The 22,125-nt window shown below is 74.9% G+C and carries 13 protein-coding genes; all 13 read right to left on the bottom strand.

The window, feature by feature from the left end; genetic code table 11:
• Nucleotides 1–18: 18 nt before the first annotated feature.
• A complete protein-coding gene (locus ACIQVZ_RS20650) occupies nucleotides 19–1,014 on the bottom strand; it encodes a TauD/TfdA family dioxygenase (RefSeq protein WP_402451838.1) in 996 nt (331 codons plus the stop codon).
• 8 nt (nucleotides 1,015–1,022) lie between these two features.
• On the bottom strand, nucleotides 1,023–1,235 hold the full coding sequence (locus tag ACIQVZ_RS20645) for an MbtH family protein (protein ID WP_063350320.1): 213 nt from the start codon (nucleotides 1,233–1,235) through the stop codon (nucleotides 1,023–1,025).
• A gap of 143 nt (nucleotides 1,236–1,378) precedes the next feature.
• Complete coding sequence (locus ACIQVZ_RS20640; RefSeq protein WP_402451835.1) at nucleotides 1,379–2,563, bottom strand: cytochrome P450; 1,185 nt, start codon at nucleotides 2,561–2,563, stop codon at nucleotides 1,379–1,381.
• A 2-nt stretch (nucleotides 2,564–2,565) separates the two neighbouring features.
• A complete protein-coding gene (locus ACIQVZ_RS20635; protein WP_402451833.1) occupies nucleotides 2,566–3,363 on the bottom strand; it encodes a thioesterase II family protein in 798 nt (265 codons plus the stop codon).
• A complete protein-coding gene (locus tag ACIQVZ_RS20630) occupies nucleotides 3,360–5,129 on the bottom strand; it encodes a non-ribosomal peptide synthetase (protein ID WP_402451831.1) in 1,770 nt (589 codons plus the stop codon). Before ACIQVZ_RS20630 ends, ACIQVZ_RS20635 begins: the two co-directional genes overlap by 4 nt.
• 9 nt (nucleotides 5,130–5,138) lie before the next feature.
• Nucleotides 5,139–9,617 carry an amino acid adenylation domain-containing protein gene (locus ACIQVZ_RS20625; RefSeq protein WP_402451829.1) on the bottom strand — a complete coding sequence of 1,493 codons (4,479 nt, stop codon included), beginning with the start codon at nucleotides 9,615–9,617 and terminating at the stop codon, nucleotides 5,139–5,141.
• A gap of 32 nt (nucleotides 9,618–9,649) precedes the next feature.
• Nucleotides 9,650–14,413 carry an amino acid adenylation domain-containing protein gene (locus ACIQVZ_RS20620; RefSeq protein ID WP_402451826.1) on the bottom strand — a complete coding sequence of 1,588 codons (4,764 nt, stop codon included), beginning with the start codon at nucleotides 14,411–14,413 and terminating at the stop codon, nucleotides 9,650–9,652.
• A 214-nt stretch (nucleotides 14,414–14,627) separates the two neighbouring features.
• Complete coding sequence (locus ACIQVZ_RS20615) at nucleotides 14,628–15,899, bottom strand: glutamate synthase-related protein (RefSeq protein ID WP_402451824.1); 1,272 nt, start codon at nucleotides 15,897–15,899, stop codon at nucleotides 14,628–14,630.
• Entirely contained in the window at nucleotides 15,896–16,888 is a 993-nt protein-coding gene (locus ACIQVZ_RS20610) for an asparagine synthetase A (RefSeq protein ID WP_350886573.1), read from the bottom strand. Before ACIQVZ_RS20610 ends, ACIQVZ_RS20615 begins: the two co-directional genes overlap by 4 nt.
• Before the next feature lie 91 nt (nucleotides 16,889–16,979).
• Nucleotides 16,980–18,269 carry a methylaspartate mutase gene (locus ACIQVZ_RS20605; RefSeq protein WP_402451823.1) on the bottom strand — a complete coding sequence of 430 codons (1,290 nt, stop codon included), beginning with the start codon at nucleotides 18,267–18,269 and terminating at the stop codon, nucleotides 16,980–16,982.
• Nucleotides 18,266–18,667, bottom strand: coding sequence for a cobalamin B12-binding domain-containing protein (locus ACIQVZ_RS20600; RefSeq protein WP_402451820.1), 402 nt, complete (start codon nucleotides 18,665–18,667; stop codon nucleotides 18,266–18,268). Before ACIQVZ_RS20600 ends, ACIQVZ_RS20605 begins: the two co-directional genes overlap by 4 nt.
• Nucleotides 18,668–18,913: 246 nt before the next feature.
• Nucleotides 18,914–20,182: a helix-turn-helix domain-containing protein gene (locus tag ACIQVZ_RS20595; protein ID WP_402451817.1), complete on the bottom strand. Its 1,269-nt coding sequence runs from the start codon at nucleotides 20,180–20,182 to the stop codon at nucleotides 18,914–18,916.
• 371 nt (nucleotides 20,183–20,553) lie between these two features.
• Nucleotides 20,554–22,086, bottom strand: coding sequence for a PTS transporter subunit EIIC (locus ACIQVZ_RS20590; RefSeq protein WP_402451814.1), 1,533 nt, complete (start codon nucleotides 22,084–22,086; stop codon nucleotides 20,554–20,556).
• Nucleotides 22,087–22,125 lie beyond the last annotated feature (39 nt).

The following is a 22,125-nucleotide window of genomic DNA, read 5'->3' as shown; positions in this document are numbered from 1 at the left end:
GTGGTCTTGGGCGGACGGTCAGGCGGAGGCCATGGTGGGCCGGACGCTGGGCCGGCAGTCCAGGACGTCCAGGGGCTGCCCCATCGCGACGGCGATCCTGCGGTCGCCGCGGTACGGGTCCCGGCCGTGCGCGCACAGCACGTTGTCGACCAGCATCACGTCGCCGACCTGCCAGCGCTCGCGCACGGTCGCGGCGTGGTACGCCTCGTTGAGGGCGTCGACGTCGGCGCGCTCCAGGGGTTCGCCGTCCCCGAAGCCGGTGTTGAACGGGAAGCCGTCCGGGCCGAACTCGTCGGTCATCGCCTCGCGGATGTCCGGGTCGAGCGACCACTCGCTCCAGAAGGCGAGGTGGTTGAACCAGACCTCCTCGCCGGTCGCCGGGTGGTGGATGGTGCCGGGGCGCAGCTGGCCGGTGCGCAGGTTGCCGTCCGGCAGCCACTCCCAGGTGATGCCGTTCTCCCGGCAGTAGGCCTCGACCTCGGCCCGGTCCTCGGTGGCGAAGGCGGTGCGCCAGCCGAGGGAGACGTAGTCCGAGTAGTTGCGGGTGAGCGTCCAGCCGGACGTCCGCATCCGCTCGACCAGGTGCGCGGGCAGGTGGTCGAGCACCTGGCGGCAGTCCGCGGTCGGGGTGGCGCCGCCCTCCTCGGGGGCGGTCAGGCAGGCGAAGAGCAGCCGGCCCGGGAAGGTGAGGGTGTAGCTGTTCTCGTTGTGCATCCGGATCGGCTGGGGCGACGGCAGGTCGGTGGAGGAGAAGACGCCGTTGCCGTAGTCGCTGCGCGGGGTGGCCTTCTCCCGGTAGGGGGTGCGCTCGGGGATGAGGACGTCGCGCACGGCGGCGACGTCCTCGGTGCTCGCGACCGGCAGGCCGCGCAGGAAGATCGTGCCGTGCCGGTGCAGGGCTTCGGTGAGCTCGGTCTCGTTCTCGCGCAGCCACGCGCCGGCCTCGCCGATGTCGGCGAGGCGCGGGGCGTGGGCGAGGGCCGGGCGGCCGGGGTTCAGTTCCCAGTTCAGCATGGTCGCGCTCACTGCCGGGCGAGGGAGGCGGTCAGGCTGGCGGGCCGGATGTCGGTCCAGTTGGCCTCGATGTGGTCGAGGCAGCCCTGGCGGGTGTCCTCGCCGTGGACGGTGGTCCAGCCGGCCGGCACGTCGATCCAGACGGGCCACAGCGAGTGCTGGTTCTCGTCGTTGACCAGCACCAGGTAGCCGGCGTTGTCGTCCTCGAACGGGTTGCTCATGGTGTCCTCCTTGGGTTGTTTCGAAGGTAGGGGCGGGCCGGGGGGCGCAAGGGCAGGAGTCGCGGCAGGAACGCGGCAGTTCGACTCGGCCCCCGTCGGCGGTCCGCGGCGGGCGGGTTCAGCGCGGGGTGGGGCGGGCCGGTTCAGCGCGGGGTGAGGCGCACCGGGAAGTGGTCCAGGCCGAAGTTGATGATGGAGCGGTTGTGGACGACCGGTCCGGTCGGTTCGATCTCGGCGACGCGCTCCAGCATCGCCGTGAACAGGGCGCCGAGTTCGGCCTTGGCCAGCGGCGCGCCGATGCAGTAGTGGGCGCCGAGGCCGAGGGCGAGGTGCTTGTTGGGGGCGCGGTCGAGCAGGATCTCCTCGGGCCGGTCGAAGGCCTCCGGGTCCCGGTTGGCGGACCACACCCAGACCGCGACGCGGTCGCCGCGCCGGATGGTGCGGCCGTCGAGCTCGGTGTCCCGGCTGGCGGTGCGCAGGGTGTGGAGCCCGACGGACGTCCAGCGCAGGAGTTCGTCCAGCGCCGAGTCCATGCCGACCTCGCCCCGCTGCAACTGCCGCCACAGCTGCGGGTGCTGGACGAGGGTGTGCAGGCCCATGGCCGCGGTGTGGCGGACGGTCTGGACGCCGCCGACCACGATGTTGTCCAGGTTGAGGACGACGTCCTCGATCGGCAGCAGCTTGCCGCCGACCCGGTAGGTGGCCATCTTGCTGATCAGGTCGTCGCGCGGGTGGGTGCGACGCAGCATCACCTGGTGCAGCAGGTAGGGGATGAGCTGCTGGTGGCCCGCCCGGCGCTCCTCGGGGGTGCGGCCGAGGAAGGCGACGTCGCAGACCCGTTCGACCATCTCGCGGTCCTTCTCCGGGACGTCCAGGAGGTCGCACATGACGGACAGCGGCAGGGCGGAGACGGCGTCGACGAGGTCGACCTCGCCCAGTTCGACGGCTCGGTCGACGATCGAGGCGGCGAGTTCGGCGATGCCGCGGGATGCTCCGCGCACCGGGCCGGGGGCGAAGAACGGGTTGGCAGGCGCGCGGAGTTCGCGGTGCCGGGGCGGGTCGGTGAGGGCCATCATCCGGCCGGAGCCGACCGGGACGTTGCCCTCGCCGGCGCCGAGCAGCGAGCCCTGCTCGGAGCTGTAGAGCGTGGCGTTGCGCAGCACCTCCGCGGAGTGCCGGTAGGAGAGCACCGACCAGATCGGCCCGTCGTCGACGGTGTCGGTTCGGTGGACGGAGGCCTCCCGGCGCAGCTCCGCGACCAGGGCGGGGGTGTCGGGGTGGGCCCACAGGGCCGGGTCGGTGAGGTCGACCGGGGTGGTGGTCAGCACGGCTACTCCGTCGTGGACTGGTCGGCGGCGGCGCCGGCCCGGTGGCCCGGGCCCGGTCGCTCGATGAGGGAGGTCAGCAGGTCGACCGGGCCGGGCCCGTCGACGGTGGCGAGCAGGTGGCCGCCGGGAACGATGTGGTGGCCGCTGGCGCCGCGGGTGTGGACGGCCCAGCCCTGGAGTCCGGCGGAGGCGAGCATCGGGTCGTCGGCGCCGGCGACGGTGTGCAGGTCGGAGCCGATCGGCGGGTGCGGGCGGGGGCGGTAGGTGGCGACCACCGCCAGGTCGGTACGGATGCCCTGGAGCGCGTGCTCTTTCAACTCCTGTTCGCCCTCGATGAGTTCACCCATACCGGCGAGCCGCAGCAGGTCGTCGGCAGTGTGCTGCGGGCGGTCCCGGCCGGCCCAGGTGGCGGGCGGCGAGGCGGAGGCGGCGACCACGAGTTCGGGCCGCCGTTCGGCGGGCAGCGCCCGGGCGACCTCGTAGCCGAGCAGGGCGCCGAAGCTCTGCCCGTAGAAGCCGAACCGGCCCGTCAGGTACGGGGTGAGGGCGTCCACGACGGCGTCGACCAGCAGGTCGAAGCTCGCGGGCATCGGGTGGCCGAGGCGGCCGCCGCGGGCGGGCGGGCGCACGGCCCAGACCTCGGCGGTCGGGGCGAGGGCGCGGGCCAGCGGGGTGTAGGCGGTGGCGTCGCCCCCGGCGTGCGGGAAGCAGAACAGCCGGAACGGGCGGTGCGGTTGGGGCGCGGGGACAAGCAGCCAGTCCCCCTCGACGCGGGGGCGCACCCGTGCGGTGGTGGTCATGCGCCGCTCACCCGGGGGCGGGCGGTCAGGGCGGGCCGGGGGGCGGCGGTGCCGGCCTCGACGGCCTTCCCGACGGTGGCGGTGAAGGCGGCCAGGTCGGCCGAGTCCAGCAGGTGGCGCAGCTGGAGCTCGATGCCGAGCCGGCGGCGCAGCAGGTGGACGACGCGCAGCGCGGCGAGCGAGTGGCCGCCGAGCGAGAAGAAGTCGTCGGTGGGCGTGACGCCGGTCAGGCCGAGCACGGTGCGCCAGACCTCGGCGACCTGCTCCGCCAGCCCGTCGGCGCCCTCGGCGGGCGCCTCCTCGGCCGCGGGGGCGGGCTGCGCCGCGGGGGCGGGCAGGGCCGCGTGGTCGACCTTGCCGTTCGGGGTGAGCGGCATGGCGTCCAGCACGGTGATCGCCGAGGGCACCAGGTGCGCGGGCAGGGTGGCCCGCAGGCGCTCGGTCAGTTCGGCGGCGGTGGCGGCGCCGGTGACGTAGCCGATGAGCCGGCGGTCGCCGGGGGCGGGCTCGTGGACGGTGACGGCGGCGGCCTGGACGCCCTCCAGCCGGGCCAGCGCGTGCTCGACCTCGCCGAGCTCGATCCGGTAGCCGCGCAGCTTGACCTGGCGGTCGACCCGGCCGACGTACTCCAGGCGGCCGCCCTCGCCGCGCCGGGCCTGGTCGCCGGTGCGGTACATCCTCTCGCCGGGGGCGGTCGGGTCGGCGACGAAGCGTCCGGCGGTCAGCCCGGGGCGGCCCGGGTAGCCGTGGGCGAGCCCGGGCCCGGCGAGGTACAGCTCGCCGACGGCGCCGTCGGCGACCGGGGCGAGCTTCTCGTCCAGCAGGTGGAGGCGCACGCCGGGCAGCGGCTCGCCCAGGTGCGGCCCGGGGCCGCTGATCGGCGCGGTGACGGCGTCGACGGTGCACTCGGTGGGCCCGTACAGGTTGAGCGCGTCGATGCCGCCGTCGGCGAGCTCCCGCCAGGTGTGCTCGGGGACGGGCTCGCCGCCCATGAACAGCCGCGGCACCCGGGCGCCGGTGAGCGGCTCGCGCAGCAGTTCCCAGTGCGAGGGGGTCAGGTCGAGGTCGGTGACGGCGTGCTCGGCCAGCAGGGCGGCCACCCGGGCCGGGTCGGCGCGGTCGTCGTCGCCGATGACCAGGACGGTGTCGCCGCGGCAGATCCGGGCCCACTGCTGGACGGAGGCGTCGAAGGAGACGCTGGCGTTCCAGCCGACCACCCCGGGCTCGGCGCGGTAGGCGCCGGTGGCCTCCAGTGCCTCCACCAGGGCGGCGACGGCGCCGCGCGGCACCTCGACGCCCTTGGGGATCCCGGTGGAGCCGGAGGTGTAGATGACGTAGGCGGGGTCGAGCGGGTCGGCCGCCTCCGGCAGGTCCGACCCGTCGGCGGTGTCCGGCCCGGCGGCGTCCGGGCGCAGGACCGGCACGCCCTGGGCCGCCGGGAGGCCGTCCGTACTGATCAGGGCCGCGAGCCGCGCGTCGGCGGCCATGAAGGCCAGCCGCTCGGCGGGGTAGGCCGGGTCGAGCGGGACGTAGGCGGCGCCGGCCCGCCAGACGGCGAGCAGCGCGACCGGCAGGTCGGCGGTGCGGGCGAGGTGGACGCCGACCCGGTCGCCGCGGCGGACGCCGTGGGCGCGCAGGGCGCGGGCCAGCGCGGCGGTGCGCAGGTCGAGTTCGGCGAAGTCCAGGCGGGCCGTTCCGGCGAGGACGGCGGGGCGCTCGGGGTGGGCGGCGACGGCATCGCGCAGGCGGTGCAGGAGGTCGGTCATGACGGTTCCTCAGGACTCTCGGACGGAGGCGGCCATGGCGTGCAGGGCTGCCGTGTAGGTGTCGATGAACTGCTCGGCGGTGGTGTCGGTGACCAGGGAGCGCTGGTGGTCCACGGCGAGCAGCACGCGCTGCGAGACCGGGTCCTGGATCAGCGAGGCGCCGAACGCGAAGCTGTTGGGTTCGTGGCGCAGGGTCGGCTCGCAGCCGATCCGGCCGTCCACGATGCGGGCGGAGCTGAGTTGGCCCAGGGCGTGGAAGCGCAGGTAGCCGAACTGGCTGTCCAGCGCGGTGTCGGTCATCAGCCGGGCGAGCCGGGCGAAGGGCACCCGGCGGTGCGGCATCATGTCCAGCTCCTCCCGGTGCACCTCGCGCACCAGGGCGAGCAGGTCGTCGGTGGGCTCGCAGGTCAGCGGGACGGTGTTGAGGAACAGCCCGTACACCTCGGTGCCGCCGAGCCGTTCCAGCCGGCCGTTCACGGCGAGGCCGGTGGTGACGCGCCGTCGCCCGGTGATGGCGGCGAGGGCGTGCAGGTGGGCCGCGAGCGCGACCGACTTGAGGGGCACGGCCAGGGCGTCGGCGACCTGCCGCAGCTGTTCGGGCGCCTCGGGCAGCACCCGCTCGACGGTGCGCGGCGCCTCGTGCACGTCCTCGCTGCCGGGGAAGGACTGGCCGCTGACGCCGGACAGCCGGTCGCGCCAGTACGCGAGCGAGCGCTCGTCCCCGGCGGCCTGCCGTTCGACGGCCACGAAGTCGCGGAAGGCGGTGCGCGGCGGCGGGGTGGGGGCGCCGAGCGGGTCGGCGGCCAGGGCGGTGTGGCGCTCCAGGATCTCGGTGAACAGCGAGGTGAAGCTCCAGCCGTCGAGGATGGCGTGGTGCTCGGAGATGGTGAGCTGGAAGGCGTCCTCGGCCAGGCGCTGCACGGTGATGCGGAACAGCGGCGGGGCGGTGAGGTCGAAGGGCGTCCACCGGTGGGTGTCGAACACCTCGCGGACCGCCGTGTCCTGGTCGGGCTCGCCGCGCAGGTCGGTGAACTCGACGGGCGCGGGCAGCCGCCCGTACACGAGCTGGAGCGGTTCGCCGTAGCCGGACAGGTCGAGGCCGGTGCGCAGCACCGCGTGGCGTTCCATGGCCTCGGTGACCGAGCGGCGGAAGGCCTGTTCGTCGAGGTCGCCCGAGATCCGGTAGGAGTTGACGTTGTGGTAGCTGTCGGTGCCGCCGGCGATCTCCATGTGGAAGACCATGGAGAGCTGCATGGAGACCATCGGGTAGGCGTCGGTCAGGCCGGGCGGCAGGTCCTCGCGGTCCTCGGGGCTGATCAGGGCGAAGGGCTCGTGGTCGTCCGGGCCTTCGGCGACGGGCTCGGCCAGCGGGAGCAGGGCGGCGACCGTGGGGGCGTTGAAGACGTCCCGCAGGCTCACCCCCCAGCCGCGCTCGTGCAGCGCGCCGGCGAGCTGGACGGCCCGGATGGAGTCGCCGCCGAGGTGGAAGAAGTCGTCGTGGACGCCGATGCCGTCCACCCCGAGGACCTCCGTCCAGACGGCGGCGAAGGCCTCCTCCTCCGGGGTGCGCGGCTCGACGTGGCGGCCTCCGGTGGCCGTGCTGCGCTGGCCGGGGGCGGGCAGCGCGGCGCGGTCCACCTTGCCGTTGACGGTGAGCGGCAGCGACTCCAGGACGGTGAAGACGGCCGGGACCATGTACGGGGGCAGCGAGCGGCCGAGGAAGGCGCGCACGTCGGCGGGCTCGCGCCCGGTGACGTACGCGGCGAGCCGGTCGTCGTGCACGGTGACGACGCAGGCGTCGACGTCCGGGTGGGCGGCGAGCGCGTTCTCGATCTCGCCGAGCTCGATCCGGAAGCCGCGCAGCTTGACCTGGAAGTCGGCGCGTCCGATGTACTCCAGGCCGCCGCCGGGCAGGCGCCGGGCGACGTCGCCGGTGCGGTAGAGCCGCGTCCCGGGCGGGCCGTAGGGGTCGGCGACGAAGCGGCCCGCGGTGAGGCCGGGGCGGCCCCAGTAGCCGTGGGCGAGGCTGCCGCCGCCGATGTACAGCTCGCCGGCCGCGCCGGGCGGGCACGGCCGCAGCCAGTCGTCGAGGACCTGGGCGGTGAGGTGCGGCATGGGCGCGCCGATCAGGCTGCGCTCGAAGCCGGCGCTTCCGGCCAGGTCGTGGGTGGTGACGTGGACGGTGGTCTCGGTGATGCCGTACAGGTTGCAGAGCCGGGCAGGGGGCGGCGGGTCGAGTTCGAACCAGCGCTGGACGACGCCCGGGTCCAGCGCCTCCCCGCCGAGCATGATCCACTTCAGCGCGGACAGGTCGCGCGGGCCGCGCCGCAGCACGGGCTCCAGCTGGCGCAGCGCCGACGGGGTGAGGCAGAGGAAGGAGACCCGCTCCTCCTCCAGCAGTTCGGCGAACTCCTCCGGCGAGCGGCTGGTCACGTAGGGGACGACGACCAGGCGGGCACCGTGCAGCAGGGCGCCCCACATCTCCCAGACCGTCCAGTCGAAGGCGTAGCTGTGGAAGAGCGTCCAGGTCTCCTCCGGGCCGAAGCCGAAGTGCTCCGCGCCGTCCGCCATGAGCCGGCTGACGTGCTCGTGGGCGACGGCGACGCCCTTGGGGCGGCCGGTGGAGCCGGAGGTGAAGATGATGTAGGCGACGTCGCCGGGGCGCCCGGCGGCCGGCGGGCGGTGGTCCGGCCGGCCGGCCAGGTCGGCGGCCTCGGCGGTCAGGTCGTAGGCCTGCCAGGGGCCTTCGGGGGCCCGGTCCGGGCGGTCGGTGACGACGAGGGTGACGTCGGCGTCGGCGAAGACGAGCGCGGCGCGGTCGGCGGGGGCGGCGAGGTCGACGGGCACGTACGCGGCGCCGGTCTTGAGCACGCCGAGGACGGTGACCAGGACGTCGGCCGTGCGGTCCAGCAGCATGCCGACGCGGTCGCCGGGGCCGGCCCCGCGGGCGCGCAGGGCGTGGGCCAGGCGGTTGGCCCGGCGGTCGAGTTCGGCGTAGCTCAGGGTGTGGCCGGAGTCGCTGACGGCGGGCCGGTCGGGGTGGGCGTCGGCGGCCTGCTCGAACAGCCGGTGCAGGCAGTGGCCGGGGGTGTCGGTGGCCCGGACGGCCTCGGCCGCGGCGGTGCGGCCGGTCAGCCGCAGCACGGTGGCGTCGGGGTCGTCCAGGGCCGCGGTGAGCAGGGCGCCGAAGTCGGCGGCCAGCCGGCGCACCGTCCCGGCGTCGAACAGCTCGCTGCGGTACTCGGCCTCGCCGCGCAGTTCGCCGCCGCAGTCCCCGGGGTCGCCGGTCCCGCCGCCGGTCCCGCCGCTGTCGAAGACGGACCAGGTGAGGTCGAACTTGCTGGTGCCGTTGGAGCGCACCCGGCTCTCGGCGGTGGCCGGGCCGAGCGCGAGCGGGGTGCGGTCCTCGCTGTGGGCGCCGAACACCACCTGGACCAGCGGCGGGTGCTGCGCGGTGCGGGCGGTGCCGAGCTGGTCGACCAGCTGGTCGAAGGGCACGTCGAGGTAGCCGTAGGCCTCGAAGGCGACGTCCTGGACGTGCTCCAGCAGGGCGCGGAAGCTCAGCCCGGGCGCGAGCCGCAGGCGCAGCGGCAGCAGGTTGACGAAGTAGCCGAGCAGGTGCTCCAGTTCGGGCCGGTTGCGGGTGGTGACCGGGGTGCCGATCACCAGGTCGTCGGCACCGGTCCAGCGGTTCATCAGCAGGGCGAAGGCGGCCAGTTGGACGGTGAAGGGGGTGACGCCCTCCGCCTCCGCCAGGGCGCGGACCTTCGCCGCCGTGCCGGGGGCGAGCCCGAACTCCTCGGTCCGTCCCGCCGCGCCGCGCTCGGCGGGCCGGGGCCGGTCGGTGGGCAGCTCCAGCAGGGCGGGTGCGCCGTGCAGTTGCTCCTTCCAGTAGGTCAGGTGCTCCTCGAAGGAGGTGCCGAGCTCCTCCACCGCGTAGTCGGCGTACTGCGCGGTCAGTTCCGGCAGGTCGGCGGCCCGGCCCCGCAGCGCGGCGCCGTACAGGCCGGCGAGTTCGCGCTCGAAGACCTCGGCGGACCAGCCGTCCCAGACGATGTGGTGGACGGTGAACAGCAGCGTGGTGCGCTCGTCCGCCAGTTGGAAGGCCTCGGCGCGCAGCAGCGGGCCGGCGGCCAGGTCGAAGGGTTCGGCGCAGCGGGCGGTGAGCAGTTCCTCCAGGCGTCCGGCCTGCCCGGGGCCGCCCTGCGGGCGCAGATCGGTCACCGCGAGCGGCACGGCGAGGGTGTGGTGGACCTGCTGGAGCGGGCCGTCGGGGTGCAGCGCGAAGGTGGTGCGCAGCACCTCGTGCCGGGCCACCAGGGCGTCCAGCGCGCCTTGGAGCAGCGGGAGGTCGAGCGGGCCGGTGACGTCGACCGTCCAGGGCGTGCAGTAGGTGACCTGCCGCGGATCGAGGCGGTCGAGGAACCAGAGGCCGCGTTGCAGCCCCGAGGCGGGCGCGGTGCGCGCCGGGTGGTCGGACGGGCTCACGGCCTCGTTCCCTTCGTGTGCGGTGCGGCCCGTCATCGGGCGGCCAGCCGTTCGGCGATGGCGCTCACGGTCCTGGCCCGGAACACCAGTTGCGGGGGGACGCGGGTGCCGGTCTCCCGGGACAGCCGCATCGCGACCCGGACGGCGGCCAGCGAGTTGCCGCCGATCCGGAAGAAGTTGTCCTCCCGGCCGACCTCGGTGAGGTCGAGGACCTCGCACATGGCCTCGGCGACCAGCCGTTCGGCTTCGGTCAGCGGGTCGTGGGCGGCGGCCCGGCGCCCGGCGGGGGCGGGCAGCGCCTTCCGGTCGACCTTGCCGTTGTGGTTGAGCGGCAGGGCGTCCAGGACGTCCAGGGTGGCGGGCACCATGTGCTCGGGCAGCAGGCCGGCCAGGTGGTCGAGGAGCACCTCCGGGTCCGGTGCGTCGGCCCCGACGGTGACGTAGGCGGCCAGGCGGTGGTCGCCCGGGGCGGGTTCGTGGACGGTGACGGCGGCCTCCTGGACGGCGGGGTGCCGGGTGAGCGCGTCCTCGATCTCGCCGGGCTCGACCCGGAAGCCGCGGATCTTGACCTGGTCGTCGATCCGGCCGGTGACCTCCAGCAGGCCCCCGGCGCTGACGTAGCCGAGGTCCCCGGTGCGGTAGATGCGCTCGCCCGGGGCGCCGAACGGGGAGGCGACGAAGCGCTCGGCGGTGAGGCCGGGCCGGCCGAGGTAGCCGTAGGCGAGACCGCCGCCGGAGGCGTACAGCTCGCCGGTCACGCCGGGCTCGACGGGGCGCAGCAGCTCGTCCAGGACGAGGATGCCCTTGCCGTTCAGCGCGACGCCGATCGGGACGGAGCTGCCGGTGACGTCCTCCGGGCCGACCTGGTGGCAGGTGGTCAGGCCGAGGCTCTCGACCGGGCCGTAGCCGTTGGCGACGACCAGGCCGGGGTAGGTCTCCAGGGCCTTGGCCACGTGGGTGACGGAGGCCCGCTCGCCGGCGGTGATGGCCAGCTTGAGGCCGTCGTAGGTCTCCGGGAGCTCCTCCAGCAGGAAGTTGAACAGGCTGGCGGAGAGCTGGAGTTCGGTGACGCCGTGGCGGCGGGTCAGCTCGGCGATGGCCTGCGGGTCGGGGCGCTGGCCGGGCTGCAGGACGCACGCACCGCCGAAGCAGAGCGCGCCGTAGAGCTCCAGCGCGAAGGCGTCCCAGGAGACCGGCGAGCACTGCAGCCAGACCTCGTCCGGGCCGAAGCGGGCGTAGTCCTGGCCGAGGTAGGTGATGGTGAGCGCGCGGTGCGGGACGGCCGCGCCCTTGGGGCGGCCGGTGGAGCCGGAGGTGAACATCACGCAGGCGAGGTCGCCGCCGTCGACCGGCAGGCCGAGGTCGTGCGCCGCGTACCGGGCCAGTTCGGCGGCCGCGGCGTCCAGGTCCACCTGGCGCTGGACGGCGAACGGCACGGTGGCGTGGCGGTGGGTGATCACCGTGGCGGCGCCGGTGTCGGCGACCGCGCCGGCCAGCCGCTCGGCCGGGAAGTCCGGGTCGAGCAGGGTGTAGGCGGCGCCGGTCTTGAGGGCGGCCAGCAGCGCGGTGACCATCTCCGGGCCGCGGTCGGCGAGTACGGCGACGGTGTCGCCGCGGCCGATGCCCAGGCCCACCAGGTGGCGCGCCAGCCGGTTCGCGGCGGCGTTCAACTCGCCGTACGGGACGGTCCTTTCACCGGAGATCAGGGCGGTGGCCTGCGGGGCCCGGGCGGCCTGCGCCTCGAACAGGGCGTGCCCCGGCACCTCCAGGGCGGCGGCCAGGGTGCCCAGCCACTGCTCGCACAGTCCGGCCATGGTGGAGGCCTCGAAGAGGTCGCTGTCGTACTCGAAGCGGCCGGTGAAGCCGGTGCCGCGGTCGTCCACCGAGACGGACAGGTCGAAGCGGGAGACGGGGTTGGAGTGCAGTTGGCGGGTGACCTCGCACCCGCCGACGGTCAGCGGGCGGGTGTCCAGCGGGTGCAGCTCCAGCAGCACCTGGCACAGCGGGTTCCGGTCCTCGGGGCGCTCCTCCAGCACCGCGTTCGCGATGTCGTCGAAGGGCACCTCCTGGTGCCGGTAGCCGGCGATCGACACCTCGCGCACGTGCCGGACCAGCTCGCGGAAGGAGACGCCCTCCTCGACGTTCAGGCGCAGCGGCAGCAGGTTGACGAAGTAGCCGATCAGGCCGTCGAGTTCGGCTCGGCCGCGGACGTTCACCGGCGAGCCGAGCACCAGGTCGCGCTGCCCGGAGCGGCGGTGCAGGGTGAGCGCGAGCCCGGCGAGCAGCACCATGAACGGGGTCGCGTCCTCGCTGCGGGCGAGCGCCCGGACGGCCCCGGCCACCGGATCCGGCATCGCGAAGCGGTGGAACGCACCGCGGAAGGCCTGCTCCTCGGGGCGGGGGTGGTCTGGCACCAGCGCGTCGGCGTCCGGCGCGTCGGCCAACTGCTCACGCCAGTAGTCGAGTTGCTGCTCGGCGGTGTCGTCCTGGTACTGCCAGGCCGCGTAGTCGCCGTACTGGACGGCGAGTTCCGGCAGCTCGGCCGGGCGCCCCTCGGCCGCCGCCGCGTACAGCTCCTGGAGTTCGGCCTCCAGCACCGGCAGCGAGCCCTCGTCCCAGACGATGTGGTGGAAGAGCAGCAGCAGGGTGGTCGCCCCGGCGGCCCGGAAGACCCGCGCCCGCACCAGCGGCCCGGCCTCCAGGTCGAAGGGTTCCAGCGCGGCCTCGGCCACCAGGTCGTCCACCTGGTCCGCGGTGGTCTCGGTGAGCGTGAACGGCGGCTCCACGGCCGGATGGACGATCTGGCGCGGGCCGTCCTCGGCGAGCTCGAAGGTCGTCCGCAGGCTCTCGTGCCGCGCCACCACCCCGGCCAGCGCCTGCCGCAGCAGCTCGGGGTCGACCGGCCCGGCGAAACGGAACACCCAGGGCACCACGTAGGTCGGCGCGTCCGGGTTCCACTGGTCGAGGAACCAGAGGCCGCGCTGGAACTTGGACAGCGGGGCCTCGGCGGCGCCCGAGCGGACCAGCGCCGGGCGCTCACCGCCGGAGGCGGCGGTCACCGCGGCGGCGAACTCCGCCAGCGTCGGCGCGTCGAAGATGGTGTACGGGGACACCATGCCGAAGACGTCGAAGACCCGGCCCACCACCCGCACGGCCGTCAGCGAATCGCCGCCCAGGTGGAAGAAGTTGTCGTCCGCCCCGACCTCGGGCACCCCGAGCACGTCCGCCCACACCGCCGCGATCAGCTGCTCGGCGGGCGTGCGCGGCGGGCGGCCGGCGGGCCGGGCCTCGGGCGCGGCCTGCGGCTCGGGCAGGGCCTGGCGGTCCACCTTGCCGCCGCCGGTCAGCGGGAAGGCGTCCAGCGCCGTGAGCGTCGCCGGGATCATGTGCTCGGGCAGCCGCTCGGCCAGCCAGGCCCGCGCCTCGGCGTACCGCGGCGCGGCGCCGGTCAGGTACCCGGCCAGCCGGCCCTCGCGCGCCACCACCACGCAGCCGGTGACGCCCGGGTACCCGGCCAGCACCTGCTCGATCTCGCCCGGCTCGACCCGGAAGCCGCGGACCTTCACCTGGTGGTCGCCGCGGCCGACGAACTCCAGCGGCCCGTCCTCGGTGGCGCGGCGCACCACGTCGCCGGTGCGGTACATCCGCGCGCCGGGAGCGCCGCTCGGCGCTGCGGCGGGGTCTGCGGACGGGTCCTCGGACGGGGCCGCGGGCGGGTCCGCGGGCAGGGCCGCGAACGGGTCCGCGACGAAGCGGTCGGCGGTCAGGCCCGGGCGGCCGAGGTAGCCGGAGGCCAGCAGCGGCCCGCCGACGTACAGTTCGCCGGCCGTGCCGGGCGGCACCGGACGCAGCCGCTCGTCGAGCACGTAGAGCCGCCGCCCGCCGAGCGCGGTCCCGATCGGCACGCCCGCCTCGGGCTGCTCGCCCGCGAGCCGGTGGGTGGTGGCGGTGACCACCGTCTCGGTCGGTCCGTACGCGTTCAGCAGCGGCACCCCGGTCGCGGCCCACCAGGCCGCGGCGGTGGCGGGCTCCAGCTTGTCGCTGCCCGAGATCATCAGCCGCAGGGTGCGCGGCACCCGGCCGCCCAGGGCCGCCACCACGTCCTGGAAGTAGCCGGCGGCCAGGTTGGCGACGGTGACGCCCTCGGCGTCCAGCAGGTCCAGCAGTTCGGCCGGGGAGAGGAGCCGGTGCTCCGGGAGGACCAGGCAGGCCCCGGCGGACAGCGCGCCGAGGACCTGCTCCACGGCCACGTCCACCGTCGGACGGGCGAACTGCAGCACCACGTCCCGCTCGGTCAGGCCGAAGGTCCGGACGGCGGCGGCCAGGTGGCCGGTCAGCGCGGCGAGCGGGACGTGCACGCCCTTCGGACGCCCGGTGGTGCCGGAGGTGTAGATGACGTAACCGGCACCGGCGCCCGCGCCGTCGCTGAGCCCGGTGAGTTCGGTGCGTTCGGTGCGTTCGGTGCGTTCGGTGAGCTCCTCGCCGCCGAGGGCCAGGGAGGCCCCGGCGTCCTCGGCGATCCAGCGGTTGCGCTCCTCCGGGGCCTCCCGGTCCAGCGGCAGGTAGGTGGCGCCGGCCCGCAGGACCGCCAGCAGCGCGACCACGTGGTCCAGCCGGTCGCGGCCGGTGACGGCGACCGTCCCCCCGGGGGCGAGCCGGGCGGCGAGCGCGGCGGTCAGGCCGTCCAGCTCCCGGTAGCTGACGGTCCGGCCGCCGGTGCGGACGGCCGGCCGCTCCGGAAAGCGGCGGACGGCGGAGGCGAACGGCTCGAAAGCGGGCGGCTCGAAAGCGGGCACCGTGATTTCAGGCGCCGTGATTTCGGGCGCAGCATTCTCAGTAGGGAAACCGCGAGAGGACATCATTCAGCCCCAGAAGTGAGATGAATCGGCGACGAGTTCGACGATAGGGGGAATTCGACGGCCCTATCGGCAGAAAATCAGGAAGTAAATCGGCAGTTTCCGGTGCCGCTTTTCCGGGCCTGCCGCAGGAATCGACCCGGGCAGGCCGGGGCTACCGGCCGGCGGTGATTCCGTATTCCTCGGGGGACCAGACGTCCTCCCGGTCCAGGGCCTGCGGCGCGTACTTTCCGAGCGCACTGATCAGCAGCCGGAGTTCCAGCGCCAGACAGTCCGCGAAACGGCGGAGTCCGGATTCCCGGTCCTCCGCCACGGCGAGCAGCGCCGCCCGCCCGAGGCCCATCGCGCGGGCCCCCAGGGCCAGGCACTTGACCGCTCGGGCGCCTTCCCAGATCCGCCCGGAGACCAGCAGCGAGGGCGGCGGCTCGACCGCCAGCCGACGCAGGCACTCCGCGAGCGGCAGTCCGACGTGCGGCAGGAACACCCCGGGCGCCCAGCCGGTTCCGCCTTCGGCGCCGTCCACCACGACGGCGTCCGCCCCGGCCTCGTGCGCCACCCGGGCGGCCTCGGCCACGTCCCGGCCGGGGTAGAGCTTCACCCAGATCCGCACCCGCGGGTAGTTGTTGCGCATCAGCCGGATCTGCTGGCGCAGGATCTCCGCGGTGAAGGTGCCCGGGGTGGCGGCGCGCAGCACCCGCCCGTCGCCGAACAACGGGTCCAGCCCGAAGCGGTCGCCCAGCGCGGCGGCGGCCTCGGCCTCCAGCACGGTCATGCCGCCCAGGCCCGGTTTGGCGCCCTGGCCGACCTTCAACTCGAAGGCCAGCCGCCCGGATTCCAGCAGGGGCAGGGCGGCCGGGTCGCTGTGGACGAGGTTCCACACCTCGGCGTCGGCGTCCTCGGTGCTCTGCTGGACGGCCACGCCGCCGAGGCCGTCCGGGAGTTCCTCGGTGTAGGCGCGCAGCCGGCCGAGCAGCGTGCGGTCGGCCGCCTCGCCGAGCCGGCCGTAGCCGTTGACCGGCACCACGTTCTCGCCGATCACCATCGGGATGCCGAGCGCCCCGGCCTGCCGGCTCAGCGCCAGCCCGAGGTCACCGCCGGCGGCCCGGGTGGAGCCGGTCGCGGAGACGTACACCGGCAGCGCGGAGGCGAACCCGCCGATGGTGGTGGCCAGTTTGACGTCCCGGTAGTCGGGCTCGCGACCGAGGTCGATCAGCTTGGCGAGCCGCTGCGGCAGGAACAGCGGCGGGACGATCCGCAGCGCGTCCAGGGCGTCCGGCGGCGCCGCCCGGTCCGCCGCGCCCGACCGGCCGGCGCCGAACAGCACGTGTCCGTACTCTTCGGCGGGCGGAAAGGCGGCGGCGGCCCCGGCGCGGGCCCGCTGCCGGACCTCCTCCTCCGGGAATCCCGGCGCGCTGAGGTCGCTCACGGGGACACCACCCCGGCGATCTTCGGGAAGGCGCTGGCCTGCCAGACGGCGTCCAGCCCGGCGACGTACCGGGTGAGCCGCTCGACCCCGATGCCGAAGCCCGCGCTGGCCGGTACGCCCTCGCGCACCAGGTCCAGGTACCAGCGGTACTTCTGCGGGTTCTCGCCGGTCTCCCGCATCCGGGTGACGATCTCCGCGTAGTCGTTGGTGCGCTGGCTGCCGCTGCACAGTTCGCCGTAGCCCTCGGGTGCCAGCAGGTCGAAGTTGCGCAGCAGGCCCGGGTCGTCGGGGTGCTCGCGGTCGTAGAAGCCGCGCGAGCCCTTCGGGTAGTCGGTGACGAAGAACGGACGGTCCCGCCGGGCGGACAGCAACGCCTCGCCCTCCCAGTCGAGTTCGGCCTCGGCGCGCTGCGGGTGCCCGATGCCCTGGAGTTCGGCGACCGCCTCGGCGTGCCGGATGCGGCCGAAGGAGCCCCGCAGCAGTTCGGCGAAGGCCAGCCGGTCCCGGCCGAGTTCGGCGAACTCCTTGGGCAGCGCGCGGACGGTGCTGTCGACCATGTGCACCACCAGGTCCTCGGCCAGCTGGACGACGTCGTCCCGGCTCGCGCCGGCGACCTCCACGTCCAGCTGGTGGAACTCGGCGAGGTGGCGGTTCGTCCCGGCGGTCTCCAGCGGTTCCAGGCGGACGTTCGGGGCGATGCAGAAGATCTTGTCGAAGGCGAGCAGCGAGGCCTGCTTGTACAGGATCGCGCTGGTCATCAGCTTGTAGCGGTGGCCGTAGAAGTCGATGTCCACCTGCTTGGAGCCGCGCGCACCGGGATCGGTGACGGGGCCGATGATCGGCGGCAGCAGTTCGGTGAAGCCCCGGCCGCGCAGGAACTCGCGGGCCGCGGTGAGCAGGTGCTGCTGGATCCGGAGCGCGCTGCGGGTGGCCGGCGCGGTCAGGTGCCGGCCCGGGTCGGTCGGCGGCAGAGGCGTGGCGTCGGGCATGGTCGGGTCCTCTTCTCTCGTTCTCTCGTGGAGCGTGAGCGTGGAGCGTGGTTTCTCGGCGGGCGCTTCACCGGACGTCTCACCCGGCGCCTCACCGGCCGGCGGGCAGGCCCCGGGGTGCGGGTGCGGGCGGGCGTTCGGCCCGCCCGTCGTAGCGCTGCTGGACCTGGGAGAGCGCGGCCAGCAGCCCGGCCGAGCCGAGGATCGGCGCGCGGCCGCCCTCGGCGAGCCCGGCGATCGGCATCGAGCCGACGGCGGACCACAGCAGCCGTCCGTCCGGGCCGATCGAGCTGCGCGTCCGCCCGGCGTTGTCGGGGTGCAGGCAGTACGGCACGTCCAGGTAGCCGGCCGCGAACGCCCGCACCAGGGCCCGTCCGACGTCGGTGTCCAGGTCGAGCACCGCGCCGATCAGGGCCCTGGCCTCGGCCTCGATCCCGGTGTCCGGCGGGGCGGCGGGCCGGGGGCGGGCGCGTTCCGCCGTGGCGGCCGCGGCGGCGGTCTCCAGCGCCCGGACGTTCTCGGCGACGGTCGGGATGCGGTGGGCCTCGGCCGTGGTCTTGACGATCAGCCGGGCGGCACCGCCGCGCACCGCGAGCCGCGCGGCGTCCTCCAGCAGCAGCCGGGCGCCGCCGGGCGAGCGCGGATACACGCCCATGTACGCGTACACCACGAGGTGCCGGTCGACGTCCGCGAGCAGTTCGCCCGCGATCCGGCCGAGCGCGGCCAGCGCCTCCTCGTCCTGGCGGGCGTTGGCCTGCTGGGCGTAGCTGAGCGAGATGCTGCGCAGCCCGTGCTGGCGGAAGAACAGCGCCTCCAGGACGCTGATGGCGATCAGCAGCGAGGGCGGGCAGAGCTGGCCCATCATGCAGCCGCCGAACGTCTCCAGGTGCGGATCCGCACCGAACTCCCGCATGGAAGACAGGAGTTCGCAGCTGCGCTGCCAGCGGGCCACCGCCTCGTGCAGCGGGGTGCGGCCGTACGGCAGGCAGTAGGAGACCGGTCCGCCCTCGGTGGCGTCCAGGCCGGCCGCCAGCAGCACCCCGATGATGTGCTCCGGCGCGGCCGAGCCGTGCCGGACCTGCACCGGGAAGCCCGCGTCCGCCACCCCGGCCAGGACCGCCCGGGTGACCTCGACCGGGTGGGTGGCGATCGGGTAGCCGTTGAGGCCGGCCCCGGCGGCCAGTGCCCGCCGCGCGGCGTCGAGGTCGCCGGTGCGGGTGTAGCTGTCCAGGGTGATGGTGCCGACGGTGACGGCGGCCGCCGCCCGGGTGGCGAGCAGGCCCTCCCGCATCCGGGCCGCCTGTGCCATCCCCATCCGGGGCTGGACCACCAGGGCGCCGGTCTCCGCGGCCTGCGCCACGAACGCGCCGAAGCTCGTCACAGCAGGACCCGGGAGCGCAGCCCGTCGACGAACTCGCGGAACCCGGCCACCGCGGAGCCCTCCTCGAAGACCCGGTCGAAGCCGGCCGCGAGCAGTGTGCGCTCGCGGTCGGGGTCGTCGGTTCCGGCGATGCCGAGCTTGCCGCCGATGACCGTCGGGGTGCGCCGCAGTTCCGGGCAGGCGCGCAGGGCCGGGATCACCCGCAGCCCTTCCTGGTACCCGTGCCCGTTGACGCTGCTGACCACGATCAGGCCCGGTTCGATCCGGCGGCATTCGGAGATCAGCAGGGCGTCGGGGACGCACGCGCCCAGGTTCGTCACCCGGTGGCCCATTTCCTCCAGCAGCAGTTGCAGGAACACCAGGTTCCAGGTGTGCGAATCCGAGGCCGTCGTCGTCACGACGACGTCCGGTCTGCTCTCTCCCGCGTTTCCGTACTCCACAGCCCAGCCCTCGTCGGTAGCGATCGTCGATGGAATTCCGCCGACGCCCCTGCCGGCGGCCCGGGAATTCCGGCGCGTATTCCGCGGCGGTCCAGCCCCACGGAGAACGCTAGGAACGATCGGGCCCGGCGACCGGCAGCTCGTGCGGCAAGATGCGGGCAAGAAGCGGCAGTATCGACACCCGGCCGGCCGGCCGCCGCGCGGTCAGCCCGCGACGGCGAGCAGTTGGACGTCCGCGGCCGGCGCGAACCGGTGCCCGGGCTCCTCCCGGAGCAGGCGGCGGCACACGTTGAGCACCGTGAAGCGCACCCCGTCGCGGGCGGGCACGCTGCGGATCAGTCCGCGCGACAGCAGTTCGTGCACCGTCGCCAGGCAGGTCTGCGGCGCCCAGCCGCTGCGGACCACCGCGTCCTCCCCCGACCAGTCGCCGGGCTCGTCCACGAGCACCTCCAGCAGGGCCCGCTGGCGCTCCGTCAACCGCTGGATCGCCGGCTCCACCTCGTCCCGGACGTCGCCGCGCGTGCCGTACACCACCGGCGGTGCCGCCAGCGTGAACGGGCCTGCCGACAGCCGGGCCAGCAGCTGGGCGGTGGACTGCACCAGCGTCCACCCCGCCGCGCGCTCCAGCGCCCCCGGCAGGCCGTCCAGCTGGCGGCAGAGCGCGGCCACGGCGGGGGCCTCGGAGCGCTCCAGGGTGTAGCCGGGGCGCAGCCGGCGCAGGTGCGAGAGCAGCAGCCGGACGGCGCCGATCTGCGCCAACGCCTCGGGTTGGGCGTCGAGTTCGGGGGACGGTACGGGCAGTGGGGCGAGCGGGACGACCTGCCCGCCCGGCAGCGGCCAGGCCTCCCGGGCGGTGATCAGCACCCGCAGCCCGGGGCAGTGGTGGAACAGCCCGTCCAGCCGGTCGGCGTCCACCCCGCCGTCGGCGCCGTCCAGCACCAGCAGGGCGGGCCGGTCGCCGATGTCCCGGACGATGTCGTCCACCCGGCCGTGCCAGGGGGCCGAGTCGCCGGAGCAGTCCACCCAGCGCACCGACCAGCAGGCGGCCAGGTGCAGGCGGCGGGCCACCTCCAGGGCGAGCCGGGTCTTGCCGACCCCGCCGAGCCCCACCAGCGAGACCAGCCGGTCCCCGTGCACGGCGAAGGCGTCGGACAGCACCTCGGCCTCCATCTCCCGGCCGACGATGGCCCCCCGCGCCACCGGCGGGGCGACCGGCGCCACGGCCGCCGGCTCATCGGCGAGCGGGTGCCGGCGGGCGGCCTCCTCGAAGTCCGCCCGGCTGCGGCCCTCCAGCCGCAGCGCGTCCGCCAGCAGCCGGACGGTCTCGTTCCGAGGCCGTCTCACCCGGCCGCTCTCCATGTCCCGGATGGCCCGCACGCTCAGGGTGGCGTGATCGGCCAGGCACTGCTGGGTCAGGCCGATCCGCTCGCGCCGCACCCTCAGCTGCTCTCCGAAGCCCGTCGCCGTCCTCACCGCTTGCACCCACTGTCCGCCGTCCATGCCTCGTCTGCCCTTCGTGGTCCGGACTCCTGATAGGGGGTCGGGACCAGTGGCGGCATCAGCGCTGGGCACCCGCGCGGTCCGTGGTCCGACCGCGTGGAACCCGGTGGTCAGGCTGTGGCCTCCGAACCGGTCCCCTCCGGTTCCAGATGCTCCAGGCTCCCCGTCTACGCCCGATCAACGGCCGATCACCGGCCCCACCCACGACCTTCACCCGGGCCTCACAGCCCACCCGGCGCCCTGACGGCCGTCGGATGCCCGCTTCCTCCGGCTCGTCGGAGCCGGGGCGACCGCACTGCTCGACGGAGGCTGCGCGGGAGGCCCACCCGCGCCGCGGAACGGGTTCAGCCCGTGCTCCGGCGGCCGGGGTCCGCCGCGTCGCCCGGGGCCGGGCTCCGGTCGTTCCCCGGTGCGGGCACGTCGAGTTCGGCGAGCATCCCGCGGGTGAAGCCGAAGAAGTACGTCGCCAGGAAGCCCGTCGCGTACCCCGTCACCAGGCCCGCGGCGTAGACGGCCGCACTCGCCGCGAACCCGTGCGGGCCGGCCAGCAGCGGGAACAGGGCCCAGCCGGAGGGGCCGATCGCGGTCGAGCCGACGGCGGTACCGAGTTGGCCCAGGAGCCCGACGACGGCCCCGCCGCAGGCCCCGCCCACGCAGGCCGTGACGAACGGGCGGCCGAGCGGCAGCGAGACGCCGTAGATCAGCGGCTCGCCGACGCCGAGGAGGCCGGCGGGCAGTGCGGACCGGATGGTCGCGCGGATCGAGGGGTTGCGGCGCAGCCGCGCGTACACCGCCAGGGCGCAGCCGACCTGGCCGGCCCCGGCCATGGCGAGGATCGGCAGCAGCACGGTGGAACCCTGCTGTGCGATGAGGGTGGTGTGGATCGGGATCAGCGCCTGGTGCAGGCCGAGCATGACCAGCGGGAGGAACATGCCGCCGAGCACCAGCCCGGCGAGGGCTCCGCCGTGGGCCAGCAGCCAGGTGGCGAGATCGCCGATCCCGGTGGAGACCTCCCCGGCGACGAACATCAGGCCGAACAGGGCGACCAGGCCGGTGACGAGGACGGTGACCATCGGGGCGAGGAGGACGTCCAGGGCGTCGGGCATCACGCGCCGGGTCCACCGTTCCACCTGGACCGCCAGCAGCGCGGCGCCGAGCGCCCCGAGCACACCGCCCTGGCCGGGCGCGAGGTGGTGCCCGAAGGCCTCCACCTTGGCGACCCCGGCGTAGACGGTCACGCAGGCCACGGCGGCACCGAGGATCGGTGTGCCGCCGAACTCCTTCGCCGTGTTGTAGCCGACGAAGACGGCGATCAGGGACATGAACCCCGAGGAGATCGCGGCGAGGGCCGGGACCAGCCCGGTGGCCCAACCGAGGTTGGCGAGGGCCCCGTTGACGCCCGCGACGATGCCGCAGCCGATCAGGGCGGGGATCAGCGGCACGAAGATGTTCGCGACCCGGCGCAGCAGGAGTCTGACCGGCGTCGCGTTCCTGGCCCCGGCCTGTGCCCTGAGTCGCGCGCCGCGCCGGGCGAGCTCCCCGGCGTCGACGGCGGCTTCGCCTCCGGCGGGCTCCCGGGAGCCCGCCGGCTCCCCGGCACCGCCGGCGGCCCGGGGCGCGGACGCGTCGACGAGCCGCTGGAGTTCGGGCGTGACCCGGGCGACGGTGCCCGGGCCCAGGACGATCTGGTAGGTGTCGTCCGCCACGACGCCGAGCACGGCGGGCAGGGCCCTGAGCGCGTCCTCGTCCACCAGGGAGCGGTCGTTCAGGCCCAGCCGCATCCGGGTCATGCAGTGGGCGACGGAGTGGATGTTGGCGGGGCCGCCGACGAGCGGGAGGATCGCTTCGGCGGTGCCGCGGTGCTTCTCGTCCGGCATGAGGGGCCCCGGGATCCTGGGGGGTGGGGTCGGAAGGCG

Origin of the sequence: Kitasatospora sp. NPDC098663 (assembly GCF_044760075.1) — a bacterium.
Lineage (GTDB): Bacteria > Actinomycetota > Actinomycetes > Streptomycetales > Streptomycetaceae > Kitasatospora.
This window is presented reverse-complemented; position numbering and strand designations above follow the sequence as displayed.

Coding starts and splice junctions, on each gene's coding strand:
- ACIQVZ_RS20650 (WP_402451838.1), bottom strand. CDS start 1,014: ATGCTGAACTGGGAACTGAACCCCGGCCGCCCGGCCCTCGCCCACGCC.
- ACIQVZ_RS20645 (WP_063350320.1), bottom strand. CDS start 1,235: ATGAGCAACCCGTTCGAGGACGACAACGCCGGCTACCTGGTGCTGGTC.
- ACIQVZ_RS20635 (WP_402451833.1), bottom strand. CDS start 3,363: ATGACCACCACCGCACGGGTGCGCCCCCGCGTCGAGGGGGACTGGCTG.
- ACIQVZ_RS20630 (WP_402451831.1), bottom strand. CDS start 5,129: ATGACCGACCTCCTGCACCGCCTGCGCGATGCCGTCGCCGCCCACCCC.
- ACIQVZ_RS20610 (WP_350886573.1), bottom strand. CDS start 16,888: ATGCCCGACGCCACGCCTCTGCCGCCGACCGACCCGGGCCGGCACCTG.
- ACIQVZ_RS20590 (WP_402451814.1), bottom strand. CDS start 22,086: ATGCCGGACGAGAAGCACCGCGGCACCGCCGAAGCGATCCTCCCGCTC.